This window comes from Geobacillus sp. C56-T3, assembly GCF_000092445.1.
Taxonomy (GTDB): Bacteria; Bacillota; Bacilli; order Bacillales; family Anoxybacillaceae; genus Geobacillus; species Geobacillus thermoleovorans.
The window spans coordinates 428,451-442,921 of the sequence record NC_014206.1; the positions used below are offsets into that span (position 1 = coordinate 428,451).

The 14,471-nt window shown below is 54.9% G+C and carries 13 protein-coding genes; 10 read left to right on the forward strand and 3 right to left on the reverse strand.

Annotated features, from left to right (window positions below):
* Positions 1-246: 246 nt before the first annotated feature.
* Positions 247-660 carry a (deoxy)nucleoside triphosphate pyrophosphohydrolase gene (locus GC56T3_RS02290; RefSeq protein ID WP_013144218.1) on the forward strand — a complete coding sequence of 138 codons (414 nt, stop codon included), beginning with the start codon at positions 247-249 and terminating at the stop codon, positions 658-660.
* Positions 661-852: 192 nt separating this feature from the next.
* Here the strand turns inward: GC56T3_RS02290 and GC56T3_RS02295 are convergent, their stop codons facing one another.
* On the reverse strand, positions 853-2,034 hold the full coding sequence (locus tag GC56T3_RS02295; RefSeq protein WP_013144219.1) for a Gfo/Idh/MocA family protein: 1,182 nt from the start codon (positions 2,032-2,034) through the stop codon (positions 853-855).
* A gap of 291 nt (positions 2,035-2,325) precedes the next feature.
* On the opposite strand from GC56T3_RS02295, the gene GC56T3_RS02300 reads away from it, so the two are divergent.
* The 9 genes from GC56T3_RS02300 to GC56T3_RS02335 all read left to right on the forward strand — a co-directional run bounded on the left by GC56T3_RS02300 (position 2,326) and on the right by GC56T3_RS02335 (position 11,985).
* Entirely contained in the window at positions 2,326-3,369 is a 1,044-nt protein-coding gene (locus GC56T3_RS02300) for an NDP-sugar synthase (protein ID WP_013144220.1), read from the forward strand.
* Positions 3,366-4,553, forward strand: a complete 1,188-nt coding sequence (locus GC56T3_RS02305; protein WP_013144221.1) for a glycosyltransferase family 4 protein — start codon at positions 3,366-3,368, stop codon at positions 4,551-4,553. Before GC56T3_RS02300 ends, GC56T3_RS02305 begins: the two co-directional genes overlap by 4 nt.
* Positions 4,534-5,649, forward strand: a complete 1,116-nt coding sequence (locus tag GC56T3_RS02310) for a hypothetical protein (protein WP_013144222.1) — start codon at positions 4,534-4,536, stop codon at positions 5,647-5,649. Before GC56T3_RS02305 ends, GC56T3_RS02310 begins: the two co-directional genes overlap by 20 nt.
* Positions 5,600-7,009 carry a phosphomannomutase/phosphoglucomutase gene (locus GC56T3_RS02315; RefSeq protein WP_013144223.1) on the forward strand — a complete coding sequence of 470 codons (1,410 nt, stop codon included), beginning with the start codon at positions 5,600-5,602 and terminating at the stop codon, positions 7,007-7,009. Before GC56T3_RS02310 ends, GC56T3_RS02315 begins: the two co-directional genes overlap by 50 nt.
* Before the next feature lie 188 nt (positions 7,010-7,197).
* Positions 7,198-8,850: a helix-turn-helix transcriptional regulator gene (locus GC56T3_RS02320; protein ID WP_013144224.1), complete on the forward strand. Its 1,653-nt coding sequence runs from the start codon at positions 7,198-7,200 to the stop codon at positions 8,848-8,850.
* Positions 8,851-9,187: 337 nt separating this feature from the next.
* Positions 9,188-9,667, forward strand: a complete 480-nt coding sequence (locus GC56T3_RS19850; RefSeq protein WP_255347863.1) for an ATP-binding protein — start codon at positions 9,188-9,190, stop codon at positions 9,665-9,667.
* The gene (locus GC56T3_RS02325; RefSeq protein ID WP_227456719.1) at positions 9,564-9,848 is read left to right on the forward strand and encodes an STAS domain-containing protein; all 285 of its coding nucleotides are present in this window, start codon (positions 9,564-9,566) and stop codon (positions 9,846-9,848) included. The genes GC56T3_RS19850 and GC56T3_RS02325 overlap by 104 nt, the downstream gene beginning before the upstream one ends.
* 6 nt (positions 9,849-9,854) lie before the next feature.
* Positions 9,855-11,381, forward strand: a complete 1,527-nt coding sequence (locus tag GC56T3_RS02330) for a PP2C family protein-serine/threonine phosphatase (protein WP_013144226.1) — start codon at positions 9,855-9,857, stop codon at positions 11,379-11,381.
* Positions 11,382-11,571: 190 nt separating this feature from the next.
* Positions 11,572-11,985: an RDD family protein gene (locus GC56T3_RS02335; protein WP_011229872.1), complete on the forward strand. Its 414-nt coding sequence runs from the start codon at positions 11,572-11,574 to the stop codon at positions 11,983-11,985.
* 42 nt (positions 11,986-12,027) lie between these two features.
* On the opposite strand, the gene GC56T3_RS02340 is transcribed toward GC56T3_RS02335, so the two are convergent.
* Both GC56T3_RS02340 and GC56T3_RS02345 read right to left on the reverse strand, forming a co-directional pair.
* Positions 12,028-13,233, reverse strand: a complete 1,206-nt coding sequence (locus GC56T3_RS02340; RefSeq protein ID WP_013144227.1) for a type III PLP-dependent enzyme — start codon at positions 13,231-13,233, stop codon at positions 12,028-12,030.
* The gene (locus GC56T3_RS02345) at positions 13,221-14,459 is read right to left on the reverse strand and encodes an MFS transporter (protein ID WP_013144228.1); all 1,239 of its coding nucleotides are present in this window, start codon (positions 14,457-14,459) and stop codon (positions 13,221-13,223) included. Before GC56T3_RS02345 ends, GC56T3_RS02340 begins: the two co-directional genes overlap by 13 nt.
* Between the last annotated feature and the right edge of the window lie 12 nt (positions 14,460-14,471).

Below are 14,471 nucleotides of genomic sequence, written 5' to 3' on the forward strand. Positions count from 1 at the left end.
TGATTCTACTGTTGAGAGTAACATAACACCGAAAAGGGTTCCACTATTTTGGAAAATAGGGAAGTTTTTGGCTCTTCACCACAACATGTACTTGACAACGGTTTCCTGACAAGGATAGGCAAAAAGTGCTGATGTTCCCTCACAAGCGTAAATAGGGGATGTTCAGAAAAAATCAAGTACAACTTTTGGTGAAGAGCCAAGTTTTTGCTACAATGGTTGGGAGATCGTAACAAGGAGCCGGTCGTCATGAAACGAACCATCTATGTCGTCGGGGCAGCCATTCGCAATGAACGCGGGGACATCCTATGCGCCTTGCGCGCTCCCGACATGTCGCTGCCCAACGTCTGGGAGTTCCCCGGCGGCAAAGTGGAGGAAGGTGAAAGTCCGGAAGCGGCCTTAGTTCGGGAAATTCGCGAGGAGCTTGGCTGCACGATTTCCATCGGCAAACTGTTGGCGGATGTATGCCATGAATATGAACATGCCATCGTGCATTTGCGGTCGTATGAAGCCCGCTTAGTCGATGGGGAGCCGCGAGCTCGGGAGCATGCCGAGCTTAGGTGGGTGCCGCTTCAAGCATTGCGCTCGCTTGAGTGGGCGCCGGCGGACATTTCGACCGTTGAGGCGCTGTTGCACAAGAGGAAGGTAGGCCGGAACGTGTAAATGGCCGTTGCGGTGTTCGGGTGTTTGTTGGGAAAAACTACCGTTGTACAGATTGAGGCGAAAAAGAGTCTGACGCCAAAGGGCGATGTTCAAGAAGCGAAACACAATATATTGCTTTTTAACAATTATATACGGCAATCAAAAAAGGTGCCCCGATCTTTTTGGGACACCTTTCCTTTTTGTTTCATTGTGTTAACGGATGCCGAGCGGATCGATTGCTTCATCTGCAACGGTGCACGCTTCCGCCAAAGCGAGGTCGGCGGCGGCGTCTTCGGCGGTGACGAGGACGCGCCAGCTCGGGTTCTCGATCAAACGGCAAAAATCAAGAAAGCGCGTTTGGGCAATCGCTTCGTACCACCCGTGGCGGTCCGAGAGCACCACGGTGCGCTTGTATGGGCGGCGCGGAGCGGCTGAAAGTTCAGCGGACGACAATAGTTGGTCGGCCGCTTGTTGCAGTTGTTCGATGGCGCCGGATGACGGCTTTGTCGGGATAGCGTCAAGCCAGGCATCAATGCACGCGGCCTCCTCGTCAGAGACGAGGCCGGAGACGGACAGCTGCGTCGGAATCCAGCCTTCAAGCACGATGCGCCCGCGTGCCGTATGAATGTCCCAGTGCGTCGATTCCGAAGCGGCAGGGTCCATCGTAAAGCCGTGGTAATAATGGACGGGGATGCGCCGTCCGTTGCCTTCATGAATCACCGTAGCGCCGACGCGCGGCCGTGTGCCGTCTGTTTCCCTTAACGCGAATCCGTGCGCGGAAACCGCTTCGCCAAACCAATCGCGACCGACTTCAAAAAAGTGGACGCCGTGCTCGATCAGGATGCCGCCGCTTCGCCGCTCGTCCCAAAACCAATGGCCTTCCGCGACGCGGTGAGCCGCGTTGTGAAGGCTTGCGTAGTCCACTGGGCCAAGAAGCGCGCGGTGGATGAGTTGCTTGACGGCTTCTGCGAGCGGGTGGTAGCGAAGGACGAGATTGACCGCCAACGCCCGGTTTTGGCGGGCGGCGAGCTGGATGTTCGCCCGCAGCGCCTCGGCGGTGAGGCCGCCTGGCTTTTCAAGGAGCACATGTTTTCCTTCCTCAAGCGCCCGCTCGGCAAGCGGGGCGTGCAAATGCGGCGGGGTGGTGAGAATGACGATGTCAACATGCGGGTCAACGATCAATTCTTCAGCTTCGCGGTATTCGCGCACGTCGCCCGCCTGCGGCTGACGGCGGCGATAGGCGTCGATGACGCGCTGGCGTTTTTCGTCCGTCCGCCCGGCGACAGCGGCGAGATGGAAGGAAGGAAGCGGGGCGAGCGCGCCGGCGAGAAATTCAGCGAATGCGCCGGCACCGGCAATGCCAACATGGTAACGGAAAGATGATGAAGAAATCATGGCGTATTCTCCTCCTCCCTCACATATATATAGCATTAACGATACTCATTATACCGCAAAGAAAAAGAAGAACGAGAAAATGAAAGTTTTGAAATTTGCAAGCATCAATCATTCCTCATCGACACCATCCGACAATTATTTCGCTTGCATAGAAGGAGGAATATTATGTATATTATTATTAGCAACCATCGAAGCCGAGTGCTAGCAATCTATGAACTACTTTCATTTTCTCGTTCATCCGTCAAAAAAGGTGTCTATTTTTGTGAAAAAAAGATATGGAGGGATGACGAAATGAAAGCATTGTTGCTGGCAGGAGGATTAGGTACGCGTCTTCGTCCATTGACCGAAAACATCCCCAAACCGATGGCCCCGATTGCGAACCGGCCATGGCTTGAACACCTCATCGTTCATCTTCGCGACCAAGGAGTCAACGAATTTGTCATAGCCGCACATCATTGTTCAGAAGTGATCCGTCGCTATTTCGAAGATGGGAAGCGCTGGAACGTCAAGATTACATACGCGCTCGAACCGTTCCCACTTGGAACGGCTGGGGCGATCAAAAACGCTGAGCGCTGGTTGAAGGAACGGTTTCTCGTGTTTAACGCCGATATCGTGCATTTGCCGCAATTGATCCTGCTGCTTGATTTCCATCGTCAACATGGCGGTTTGGCGACGATTGTCTTAACGGAAGTAGACGATCCTTCTTCCTATGGGGTAGTCGAACAAGACGATCGTGGGCAAATTTTACGCTTTGTCGAAAAGCCGCGCCGCGAAGAAGCGCCATCGAACCGCATCAATGCCGGCATGTATATTTTCGAGCCGGACGTGATGCGCTATATTCCGGCTGAGCGGGAAGTATCGATTGAACGCGAAACATTCCCGCTGCTGATCGAGAAGAATGTCGGTGTATATGGCATCGTCAGCAACGGATACTGGCGTGATATGGGGACGCCGGCCCGCTACCGCCAAGTTCACTGGGATGCGTTGCGTCGGGAGTTTCCGATTCCGCTCAAAGGACGTGAAATTCAACCGGGCGTGTTTGTCGGTGAAAACGTGGAGATTGGGTCTGGCGTTTTGTTTGTGCCGCCTGTGCTCATCGGCGACCACGTGAAAATCGGTCCACAGGCCGTCATTGGCCCGAATGCGGTCATCGGCGACCGCTGCCAAATTGGCGCCCGCGTCCATTGCGCGCAGACAATCGTTTGGGACCGCTCTGTCATTCGTGACCGCAGCCGTTTGCAAAACAGCATTTTCGGCTATCGGACGGTGACGCCGGCGGGAGAAGTGTTCGAAGATTCGATTATTAATCAGTTCAAGGAGGCGGTGCAAGCATGATTCGAATTGCCTACGTCAGCACGTACCCGCCGCGGCGGTGCGGGCTGGCGACGTTTACGGAACATTTGCGCCAAAGCATTGACGGCGTCCGGGGCCCATCCGATGGCGACCGCGTCATCGTTTTGTATAACGAAAGCGACGGCGATGACGCCTATCGCAACGACCCAGCGTATTGGCCGCTTCCGGCGCAAAACCGCGCGGCGTATGCCGAGATGGCCAAACGGGTGAATGAAAGCGACATCGATGTCGTTTTATTGCAGCATGAGTTCGGCATTTTCGGCGGCGAGGCGGGCGAATACATTCTTGATTTCATCGCCGCGCTCAACAAGCCGCTCGTAACGACGTTCCATACGGTGTTTGCCGACCCGCCGTTGCCGTATCGCCCGATTCAAGAGAAAATCGCGGCGGCAAGCGATGCGATCATCGTCATGAACCGGCAGGCGATTCCGTATTTGGTCAAAGCGTTTGGCCTGCCGGAAGAAAAAATTGTCTACATTCCGCACGGTGCTCCAGGCCCAAGCAGCGAAAATTGCGATTCGCTTCGCCGCCGCCTCGGATTCAGCGGCCGCAAAGTGATGTTGACGTTCGGGCTTCTAAGCCGCGGCAAAGGGATTGAATCGGTCTTGGCCGCATTGCCGGGCGTTGTGCGCAAGGTGCCGGAAGCGCTGTATGTCATTGCCGGACAGACGCACCCAGAAGTGAAAAAGAGGGAAGGAGAAGCATATCGCGAGGAGTTGAAATCGCTCATTCACCGTTTAGGGCTTGAGCGCCATGTCCACATGGAAGATCGGTATTTCAGCGAAGAGGAATTGATCGATTATTTGACGGCGTGCGATCTATACGTCACCCCGTACCCGGGCATGCAGCAAATTACAAGTGGCACGCTTGCCTATGCGGTCGGCGTCGGCCGTCCGGTCGTTTCGACGCCGTATGAGCATGCGCGCGATTTGTTGCAAGGTTGTGAAGAGCTGTTGTTGCCGTATGGCGATACGACCGCCTGGGAAGAGCGGCTCGGGCAGCTGTTGGCCGACGAGGCGGCGCTGAAGCGATGGGAGGAAAAGGTGCGCCAAATCGGGGCAAACACGCATTGGCCGCGCGTCGGCGAACAGCATGTCGCCTTGTTTGCGCGCATGTGCGCCGCGAAACGTGGGGAGGTGAAGACCATTGGCACCGTCAGTCATTAAGTTCGACCATCTCGAGCGCATGACTGACGACACCGGGTTGCTTGAGCATAGCCTTGGCCGCATCCCGCGCCGTCGCGAGGGTTATTCGACCGATGACAACGCCCGCGCCATTTGGGCGTGCCTGGAATGGATGGCGCTATGCGAGGACAAAGGAGAAAAAGAGCGGCTGCACCGTTTGCTTGACCGGTATTTGGCGTTTTTGCTTTGGGCGCAAAACGATGATGGCACGTTCCATAACAACTTTTTCTTCGACCGGACAAAAGAAGAGGAAACGCCGTCAGACGACTGCTTCGGGCGGTCGTTTTGGGCGGCGGCGTTGGCTTACGTTCGCCTCAGCGATCCGGCGCGGCGCGAGGCGGCAGCAGATATGTTGCGGCGGGCCATGCCGGCGGCTTGGGAGCTTCGTTCGCTGCGCGGCGTCGCCTGGGGGGTGGCCACTTGCGGCGTCTTATTGACAGAAGGACGTCCGCTTGGCGTCGATCAAGAGGAAGTGGCAGCTTTGGCTGCACGGCTTGAGCAGCGGCTGCTTGCGGCGTATTGGGAGCATGCTGGCGACGATTGGCATTGGTATGAGCCGGAGTTGACGTACGCCAACGGGGTGCTGCCGTGGGCGCTTTGGACGGCATATCGGCGCGCGCCGCGGGATGAGGTGAAGGAAGTGGCGGAAAAAAGCCTTGCTTTCCTTATTGAAAAAATGAGCGGACCGGGAGGTGTCATCCGTCCGGTCGGCAACCGCGGCTGGTGCAGCCGCCGCTACCGCGCCGATTGGGATCAACAGCCGCTTGATGTGATGAAGCTCGCTTTGGCGGCGCGCGAAGCGTATTGGGCAACGGACGACGAGCGTTATCGCGGCGTCGTCCGCCGCTGCCTCGCTTGGTTTTACGGACAAAACGACGGCAACGCGCCGCTTGCGGACCCAAGCGACGGCAGTTGCTGCGACGGGCTTGGCCCGAACGGCCCGAACCCGAATCGGGGGGCGGAGTCAACATTGTCGTACTTGTTAACAGCAGCAATCGCTCAATCGATTTCGGTGGAGGTGGTTGTCGATGAATACGTCAACAACGAAACCGTTCGCATGGCCGGCACACGTGTTTAAAGAATACGACATCCGCGGACGAGCCGGTGAGGAGCTCGATGAGTCGTTCGCGTATTGGCTCGGACGGGCCTTTGCCGACATGATGCAAAAGGAAGGCGAGAAGAGGGCGGTTGTCGGTCATGACAATCGTCTGTCATCGCCTGGCTTGCATCGGGCGCTCAAAGATGGGCTGCTCGATGGCGGCTGCGATGTCGTCGATATTGGACTTTCGACGACGCCGATGTTTTACTACAGCTTATACTACACGAACATTCCATGCGGCATGATCATCACCGCCAGCCATAACCCAGGGGATGAGAACGGATTTAAAATCGCCATGGGGAAAACGACAATTTATGGCGAGCGCATCCAAGCGCTGCGGCGGGCGATGGAGCGGCTCAGCCAGGAACAGCCGCGTCCTGAAACAGCGCGGGGGCGCGAGGAAACGCTTGACCTTGCTCCGGCATATATCAAGATGTTGAAGGAGAAAATTAAGCTCGGTCCGCGCAAGCTGAAGGTCGTCGTCGACTGCGGCAACGGCACCCCATCGATCATTGCACCACAAGTGCTCAAAGAGTGGGGATGCGATGTCATCCCGCTTTACTGTGAATCCGATCCGACGTTTCCGAATCATCATCCGGACCCGGTCGTGCCGGAGAACTTAACGGACTTGATTGAGATGGTGCGCAAGGAGCAGGCTGATCTTGGCATCGCGTTTGACGGCGACGGCGACCGGATCGGAGTCGTGGATGAAACGGGTACAATCCGCTGGGGCGACCAACTGATGGTGTTGTTCTGGCGCGAGATTCTGAAGCGCCATCCGGGAGCCGACGCGCCCGTCGAAGTGAAATGTTCGCAAGCGCTCGTTGAGGAAATTGAGCGGCTCGGCGGGAAACCGTTCTTCCATCGCACCGGCCATTCGCACGTCAAAGCGACGTTGCGCCGTCGTCCGGAGATCCCGTTTGCCGGTGAAATGTCTGGTCATTTGTTCTTCAATGATGAGTTTTACGGCTATGACGATGCGCTGTACGCCGCTGGGCGCCTGCTTCGATTACTGTCGCACGATGAGCGCCCGCTGTCCGAGTGGTTTGCCGATGTGCCGCGGTACGCGGCGACGCCGGAGACGCGCGTTGCTTGCCCGGAAGAGAAAAAACCAGCTGCCATTGCCACGGTGAAAAACCGGTTCGCTGGCCGCTATCCGGTTGTTGACGTTGATGGCGCCCGCATCCAGTTCCCGGAAGGCTGGGGGTTGGTGCGGCCGTCGAACACGCAGCCGATTCTCGTGTTGCGTGCAGAAGCCAAGACGGAGGCTGCATTGGCGGAGATTAAGCGGCAGTTGGCTGATTGCCTTGCCACCCTTGAATTGCGCATTGACTGGTGACGCCTTTTCTCCGAATTGTCTGCCCTTGTTGCCCTCTGTCCGTTTCAAAAGATTTGTTCCGGCGTGGGTCGTCCATAGGGCTCCCACGCCGGTTTATTTTTGTTGTTAGGGGGCTCATGCTTGATTTCTTGCAAATGGTTTGTCCATAATAGATAAGGATAAAAATGTATTGTAGGAGAGTTGAAGGCGTGGTGATCCGTGAATCGTTGCAATATATTCAAGATGCATACGCGGCATTGACGGAGTTGAGCATGCTGATCGTCGATGATCACGGCACTCCCGTGACGAAAGTATCGAATATGACCGAGCTGGCGGAGCTCGTTTTGTTTGCCGCTAAAAGGGAAGCGCCATCGTTTTTCTGCCCGCGAGAACTTGTCATTGACGGATGGCAGCGTCCATCGGTCGTGCCGGTCGGGCGTTTTGGCATGAAAAGCATTGTCGCTCCCGTGTTTGTCGATGAGAAGGCGGAATATTGGATTTGGGCGGGCGTGTTTATCGAGGAAGAGACGAAATGGCTCATTTGCGAACAGCCGCTGGTAGACGGCGGAAAGTGGGTGTCAGCCATCGAACGATCGGTGGCGCTGCCGGCGCGGGCGGTCGAAGCGAAGTTAAAAGATATAGAAAAGATGGCGGTCATATGCGGGGAATTAATCAGCGGCGAGCGCCGCAAGCAACAATGCCATGAATACGGAAAACGGCTCGAAGCAGTGGTTGCGGACAGCTCCGCCCTAGCGGATGTGGACAAGCTGCTTTTTGAGTTGCGGGCGTTCGATGAACGCGTCGATATGGCGTTGTATATCGCCAAGTGTCCGCAAGGATGGATGGTGACGGCGGCAAGCGGGGAAAAGGCTGGAAAGCTGCGTGGCAAAATGATCGATGCGTTGTTTCCGCCGCTTTCGTCTTCGGAGCCGCCGCTTCGTTCGGTTTACGTTCAAGATGCCGCTTTGGATCCACGCTTTTCCTTTTTTGTCCGCCATGGCATCCGCCCGAAAGCGATGATTGCGTATCCGGCGATGTACGGGAAAACAATGGAAGGATGGGTCATGATCGGCAGCGAGGCGGCCTCTTCACTTCCGGCGGCGCTTCGTTCGGTCGGCTCCACCCTCGTTCAACATTGGCTGCTCCTGGCTAAATGTACAGAGGCCGATATGAAAATGGACCGCCATTTGATGCGTCTTTCGATGTTGGTGGAAATTGGACGGGCCATGCGTGTGGTGCAGAATGAGGAAGAAATCATCCGGATAATGGCCGAATTCGCCGCGGAGTTTGCTTACGGGGATTTCGTCTGCGTGGTATGGTCTAATGACGGCCAAACAGCCGTTGTCCACGAAGGGGCGATGGACATAGAAATGGCCGTTCGTTATCGGGATGATGTCTGCCGTCGCTATGGCTGCCATGGGGAAAAGGCGAAAAGCGAGGTGCCGGCGTTGCTTGATGTTGAGGGCAAATCGGTGATGGAAGTGCCGTTTTTCGTCGGCGATGGCCGCTATGGCGTTCTCGCCGTTCATATAAAGAAAGAAAGGGAAGCGAAAGAGGCGGAAGTGTATATGACGGCGCTGGCCGCGATTGGTGCGATGATGATCAGCGGCAAGTCTCACGGTGGGAATGATGGGACGGTCAATATCGACATGTTGTCCGAGCAGTTGACGGCCCGGGAGATGGATGTATTGGAGCTGCTCATTCAAGGCTGCAGCAACCGCGAAATTTCAGAACGGCTGTTCATTAGCGTCCATACCGTGAAAAATCATATTACGAACATTTTTCAAAAAATTGGCGTCAATGACCGGTCGCAGTTGATCGCCCTTGTGTATCAACTAAACCACCGCCGGCAGCGCCGTTAAGGGGGACATCATTGGACGATGGGTGCCATGATGTCTTTTTTTTTGGATGTAGGAAATTGGAATGAACCCCATTTTGTATTATAATGAGTTGTAGTAAATAAGAACTATTTTTCGATAGATGGAACAATAAAGGAGAAAAATAGCATTCGAATCCGTTTTCCCCAGCGCTGGAACGTGCCATAGTGGAAAAGCTGCCATGTTGCTTTGGCCGGCGCATAAGCATAACAAGGATAGGGGAATGCCGATGAAGCCTACGGCCATGATCCGAACGATGGCGATCATGAAAACGGCGGACATTTTAAAAGCGATGGACATTACCGAGGAACTGGCGAAGAGAATGGGGTTTTTGCCGCGCGATTGCCTTTTTCTCCGGCTCGCGACAGAGGAAGCGTGCACGAATGCGTATGAATATTGTCAAAAAACGAGAAAACTGCCATTTAGGATATTTTGGAAAATTGATGCGAGACAGTTTATGATCATTGTCAAGCAGCGAGGGGGATGCTTCTCCGTAGCCCAAACTGATGTCGTCAACACAGGGCCGCGCGGCAGAGGGCTGCAGCTGATCACCCATATCGTCGACGATGTATACGTGAAGCAAGCGGGAAACAACGTCTTGTTGTGCATGTGCAAATGCAAAAAAAAGAGTGACCATTGGAGGAAACAAGATGGAGACAAAACAAGGGGCAATTTGCACGCTGACATGGACAGAAGATATTACCTTAAACAACGTCGAATCGTTCCGTCAAGCGCTGGAAAAGTTGCTGGACAAACGAGCGGATCAATTGATCGTCAACATGGAGAGGGTCAAATACATTAACAGCGCCGGACTCGGTGTCATCGCTGACAGCGTCATGGCGGCGAGAGCCCGACAAAAAGAGTTGGTCATTGCCGGAGTGGAAGGGTCGCTTGCGGAAATTTTCCATATTGTCAAATTTTCTTCGTTTATCAAACTATTTGCCACAGAGAAGGAAGCCATGGATTATTTCAGTGGAGAATGACGTTCTATGGTGGATGGGTTTTGGGAACATGTTCAACGTTATGACCACCTCGCGTGGCGGGAGTTGCTTCTCGGCTTGGAAAAAATGAATGTGTTCGTTGGGCCGGGCGACTATGTCTATTGGCTCGCAGCGCCGGAACAAAGGCGGCTTTTGTTCATTTCGTCATCATGCGAGCAGCTGTACGGCCTGCCTCCGGACGACTTTTACCGCGATCAAGACATATGGGCAAAAGTGTCCTACCCGGATGACCGCGCCAAGGCGGAAAGAAAATGGTCGCTTCTTTCGGGGGCGGATGCGGGTGCCCAAACGTATCGCATCATCAATCAGCGGGATGGCTCCGTCCGCTGGGTGCTTGAACGGACGTTTCCTGTGCTTGGCCAATTCGGGGAAGTGAGGCTCGTCAGCGGAGTTGTCGCTGATCTGACAGAAGCAAAGCGAAACGAGAATGAACGGCAGCTCGCTGAGCAAGTGTACAAAGCGATGGAACAGGCGATGCTCGTAACCGATGGCCAGTTTGTCGTTCAGTTTGTCAATCCGGCGTTCACAAAAATCACGGGCCATGGTGTAGAGATTGTCGGTCAGCCGCTGCATGCGCTTTACGCGGGTTATTACGAGGCCTGGCTTTATGAGGTGATTCAAGCGGGAACTGGGGAAAGTGGAGAATGGAGGGGATGGGTGCGCTGGCGGCGGAAAAACGGTTCGGTCTATGTCAGGCAGACGACGGTGCGGGCTGTGCCCGGCCATGATGGAGGAATCGCGTTTTACTTGTTTTTATTTGCCGGTCCAACTTATGAGAACCCATACATCGCAGCGATGAAAGATGACTTGCGGCTGGCCCGCGAGGTGCAAAAGCGCGTGTTGAGCAAGCCGCTGTCGGCCAAAGGGATCAAGATTGCCGGAACGTACATCCCATCGCGGGAGCTGGGTGGCGATATGTACGCCTGGTATCCGATCGACAAACAGCGGTACGGCATTTTTTTAATGGATGTGATGGGTCATGGGGCAGCGGCTTCGCTCATTTGCATGTCGGTCCGCTCGCTCTTAAACGGCGTCATCCGCAAAGGGATTGTTCCGACGGAAGTGTTTCGCGAGTTGAACCGCCATATGCGCCAGTTGTACCATGAGAATGGGCGGATGACGTATTATTTCACCGCCGTGTATGTTCTTGTGGATGTCAAGGAACGGATGATTGAATATGCATCAGCCGGCCATCCGCCGGGGTTTTTGTTCCAGCCGGACGGAACGGTGGCGGAGTTGGACCGCGGCTGCGCGCCGATCGGATTGCTCCCGCGTCTTTTGGTCGACAGCGGCCGGCTGCGTTACGCTCCCGGGGCGACGCTTGTGTTGTATTCCGACGGGGCGATTGAAGGGGAAACGGGCTCTGTCCGGCAAAAGATTGAAGCGTTCCGCGATGCGCTGGCGCCGCATATTTTATTGGACGAGCAAGTGCTTTTGGACCATCTGCGCCGCCATTTTGCGCAAAAAGGGCCGCTTCCGGACGATTTTTCGGCGGTGGTGGCGAAGCTGGGCTAAAGAAATTGCTGCAAGAAGATCGATTCAAGCATCTTGAGCGTGTGTAGCAGGGACCACCGCATCGAAACAAAAAATCGATGTGATGCCGAAAAAAACCGATTTTCTTTTATACGCCATTTACGGTAAAATGAAGACAATTATACTGTTAATGGAGAATACAATATAGAAAAGGCAACAGGAGGGAAGACATATGGCGGTGACGAATCCGGCTGGATTTTGGAAGCGGCTGTTGGCTAACTTGTTGGATGCGATTGTCGTTGGCATTCCGATTTCGATCATCGGCTATTTCATCACTGGCAGTTGGGAAACGAACTGGTTTACGTCATTAGCGAACATCCTTTACGCGTTAATCGTTCCGGCTGTTTGGTACGGATATACGGTCGGCAAGCGGATGCTTGGCATCCGGATTGCGAAAGTCAACGGCGGAAAAGTTGGGGTCGGCACGATGTTTTTGCGCTCGTTCGTTGGCGGACTCGTATACTTTATCACGTTTGGCATTGGTCTCATTATTAGTGCGATTATGGTAGCTGCAAGAGAAGACAAACGGTCGATTCACGATTTTATCGCTGGGACGTATGTGACAACGGAAAAACCGACGGTGTAAACAATGGAAAAAGGCGGGCTTCCGAGTGGAGGCCCGCTGTTTTTACATCGACGATTCGAGGTAAATAAATTCCGGATGCGGATGGCTTAAAAAATCATGATGAGAAATGTCCCAGCCGTAGGCGCCGGCGCAGCGGAACAATACGATGTCGCCAACGCGAAGGCGGGCGCAAGGCACATCCCGAGCCAATATGTCGTTTGGCGTGCACAATTCGCCAGCTAACGTCACCCGCTGGTTATGTAAAGATGGGCGGTTAAAGGGGTATGGCCACTCATCAATAGGAATGACGAGAAAGGGATGGTTCATTTTCCAGGCTGCCGGCAGCCGAAGATGGTGGGTGCCGCCGCGAATAATCGCAAAATGCGTTCCGTAATTGGTTTTCAGGTCGAGCACCTCGGCGGCGTAATACCCATTATGGGCGGCAATAAAGCGGCCGAGCTCGAAAATGACTGTCCAATGAGGGGGGGCTTGACGGCGCAGCAACAGGTTCAGCTCTTTGGAAAACCAATTCCAACGAAATTGCCGGTCCGGTTCGTTGTAATGCACGCCGACTCCGCCTCCGACGTTAACGACCGAAAACCGCCGCCCGTACGTCGTTTCCGCTTGCGCGACAAATGACAGGCACGTTTCGATAAAAGAAAGATGGGCCTGCTCGTCGGTATGATTGGACATCGAATGAAAATGGAATCCTTGCAGATCAATAGACGGAAGAGTCAATGCCGTATGGATCGCTTCGGCGATATGTTGTTCGTCGATGCCAAATTGGGTCGGTTTTCCCGCCATATGCAATGTGGCGCCTGAGGCGGCTTGCCGCAAATTGACCCGCAGGAGTACACGCACGGTTGTTTGCCTCCTGGCGGCGATCCAATTCAGCCGCTGCAATTCCCATACGCTTTCGACATGAATGAGAGCAACACGTTCCTCAATCGCCGCGGTCAGCTCCTCATCTGTTTTTCCCGGACCGCCGAAAATGACTGGAGAATCGGCAAACAGGCGGCGGACTTTTTGCAGCTCGCCGCCTGAGGCGACTTCAAAACCGGTGACATACGGCGCGACTGTTTTCAAGATGCGCTCATCCGCGTTCGCTTTCACGGCGTAAAAGAGCCGGACGGAAGGAGGAAGCGAAGCGGACAAGCTTGCTGTATGGACGCGGAGGTTGTCTAAGTCATATACATAGGCGCAAAGTGGGCCCTGCTGTTTTGCCTTGCGTTCTATAATGGCTTGAATGACGGTGTTCAATCGTTCCATATTCGTCCTCCTGTAGAGATGTTCCATAGTTCTTTTCGCCGCCAAAAGGCAAGGGCGCAAAGAAGGCAGAGCCATCCCATCGCATAGCCAGCGATTTTCGCTCCAACATACTCGGCAAGAGTCGTAAGCAAAAGGGTGCCGAGCGGGATGAAGCCGCGGTCCATTAAAGCGATGCTCATGACCCGTCCGCGCAACCGATCCGGAACGACCAGCTGGATGGCCAGGCGGCATAACGTCCGGTATAGCTGCCCGGTCAACCCGGCCAGTGCCATGGCGGCTAAGCAAAGCAGCCAATGTTCAAATAAGACGATCCATAGAAGCAACGATAGAGAAAAAGCGAGCAAAGAGACGATGAGCCATTTGCCGATCGCCTCGACCGGCCGGAAGGAAAGCCAGATCGTGCCGAGCAATGCCCCGGCGGATGAGACGGAGAGCAACACGGCGAAATCCCCGGCATCGCCGTTGGCCAACGCGTCAACAAGAAGAGGGGTGACCGCCGAATAGGCAAAGCCAAACGTCATCGGGATGATTGAAAGAAGAAGCAGCCCCCGAACGAGCGGGGTGCGCTTGATGTAACGGATCGCCTCCCCTTTGCTGCCGTCTGTCGGACGCGCAGCTGGACGGCGGGGGCGGCTCTCTTCTAATGACAATACAGCAAAAGCTGCGATAACGAGCATCGTGCTGTAGACGATAAGCAGTGAAACGCCGCCGAGTGAAGAGAGCCCCCATCCGGCCGCTGCCGGGCCGATGATTTTCCCGATGTGAAGAGCGGCGGTATGCAACGAAATGGCGCTGGAGAGCGCCTCGATTGGAACAAGGTCTGCGATATAGGCGTTGCGCGCTGTCGTTTCCATGGCCATAAAGATCGAACGGACAAAGACAGCGGCAAACAGCCAAATTAATGAAGACGGCTCGCGCAGCAACCAAGCAATCACCAAAGTAAAACCTGCCATGCCCAGCAAGGAGGCAGCAAGCACTTGGCGCCGGGACAGGCGGTCGGCGAGCACGCCGCCGAGCCAACTGAATAGAAAGATCGGCAACAGCCGGCAGACGTTGAGAACGCCTAGATCGAGCGACGAGCGGGAAAGCTGCAACACAGCCCAGTTTAGGATGACGAAATCAGCCCACTCCCCGATGCGCGCCGGCAATGTTCCGCTCCAATAAATCCGGAACGGGCGCCAAAATAGCGCAAAAGAGGGGGATGGTTTTTTCGATGTAAGAAGCATGTCAACTCCCCC

Bases quoted from the DNA above. Each gene is read 5' to 3' on its own strand.
- GC56T3_RS02290 (WP_013144218.1), top strand. From the start codon at position 247: ATGAAACGAACCATCTATGTCGTCGGGGCAGCCATTCGCAATGAACGC.
- GC56T3_RS02295 (WP_013144219.1), bottom strand. From the start codon at position 2,034: ATGATTTCTTCATCATCTTTCCGTTACCATGTTGGCATTGCCGGTGCC.
- GC56T3_RS02300 (WP_013144220.1), top strand. From the start codon at position 2,326: ATGAAAGCATTGTTGCTGGCAGGAGGATTAGGTACGCGTCTTCGTCCA.
- GC56T3_RS02305 (WP_013144221.1), top strand. From the start codon at position 3,366: ATGATTCGAATTGCCTACGTCAGCACGTACCCGCCGCGGCGGTGCGGG.
- GC56T3_RS02315 (WP_013144223.1), top strand. From the start codon at position 5,600: ATGAATACGTCAACAACGAAACCGTTCGCATGGCCGGCACACGTGTTT.
- GC56T3_RS19850 (WP_255347863.1), top strand. From the start codon at position 9,188: ATGGGGTTTTTGCCGCGCGATTGCCTTTTTCTCCGGCTCGCGACAGAG.
- GC56T3_RS02330 (WP_013144226.1), top strand. From the start codon at position 9,855: ATGGTGGATGGGTTTTGGGAACATGTTCAACGTTATGACCACCTCGCG.
- GC56T3_RS02335 (WP_011229872.1), top strand. From the start codon at position 11,572: ATGGCGGTGACGAATCCGGCTGGATTTTGGAAGCGGCTGTTGGCTAAC.
- GC56T3_RS02340 (WP_013144227.1), bottom strand. From the start codon at position 13,233: ATGGAACGATTGAACACCGTCATTCAAGCCATTATAGAACGCAAGGCA.
- GC56T3_RS02345 (WP_013144228.1), bottom strand. From the start codon at position 14,459: ATGCTTCTTACATCGAAAAAACCATCCCCCTCTTTTGCGCTATTTTGG.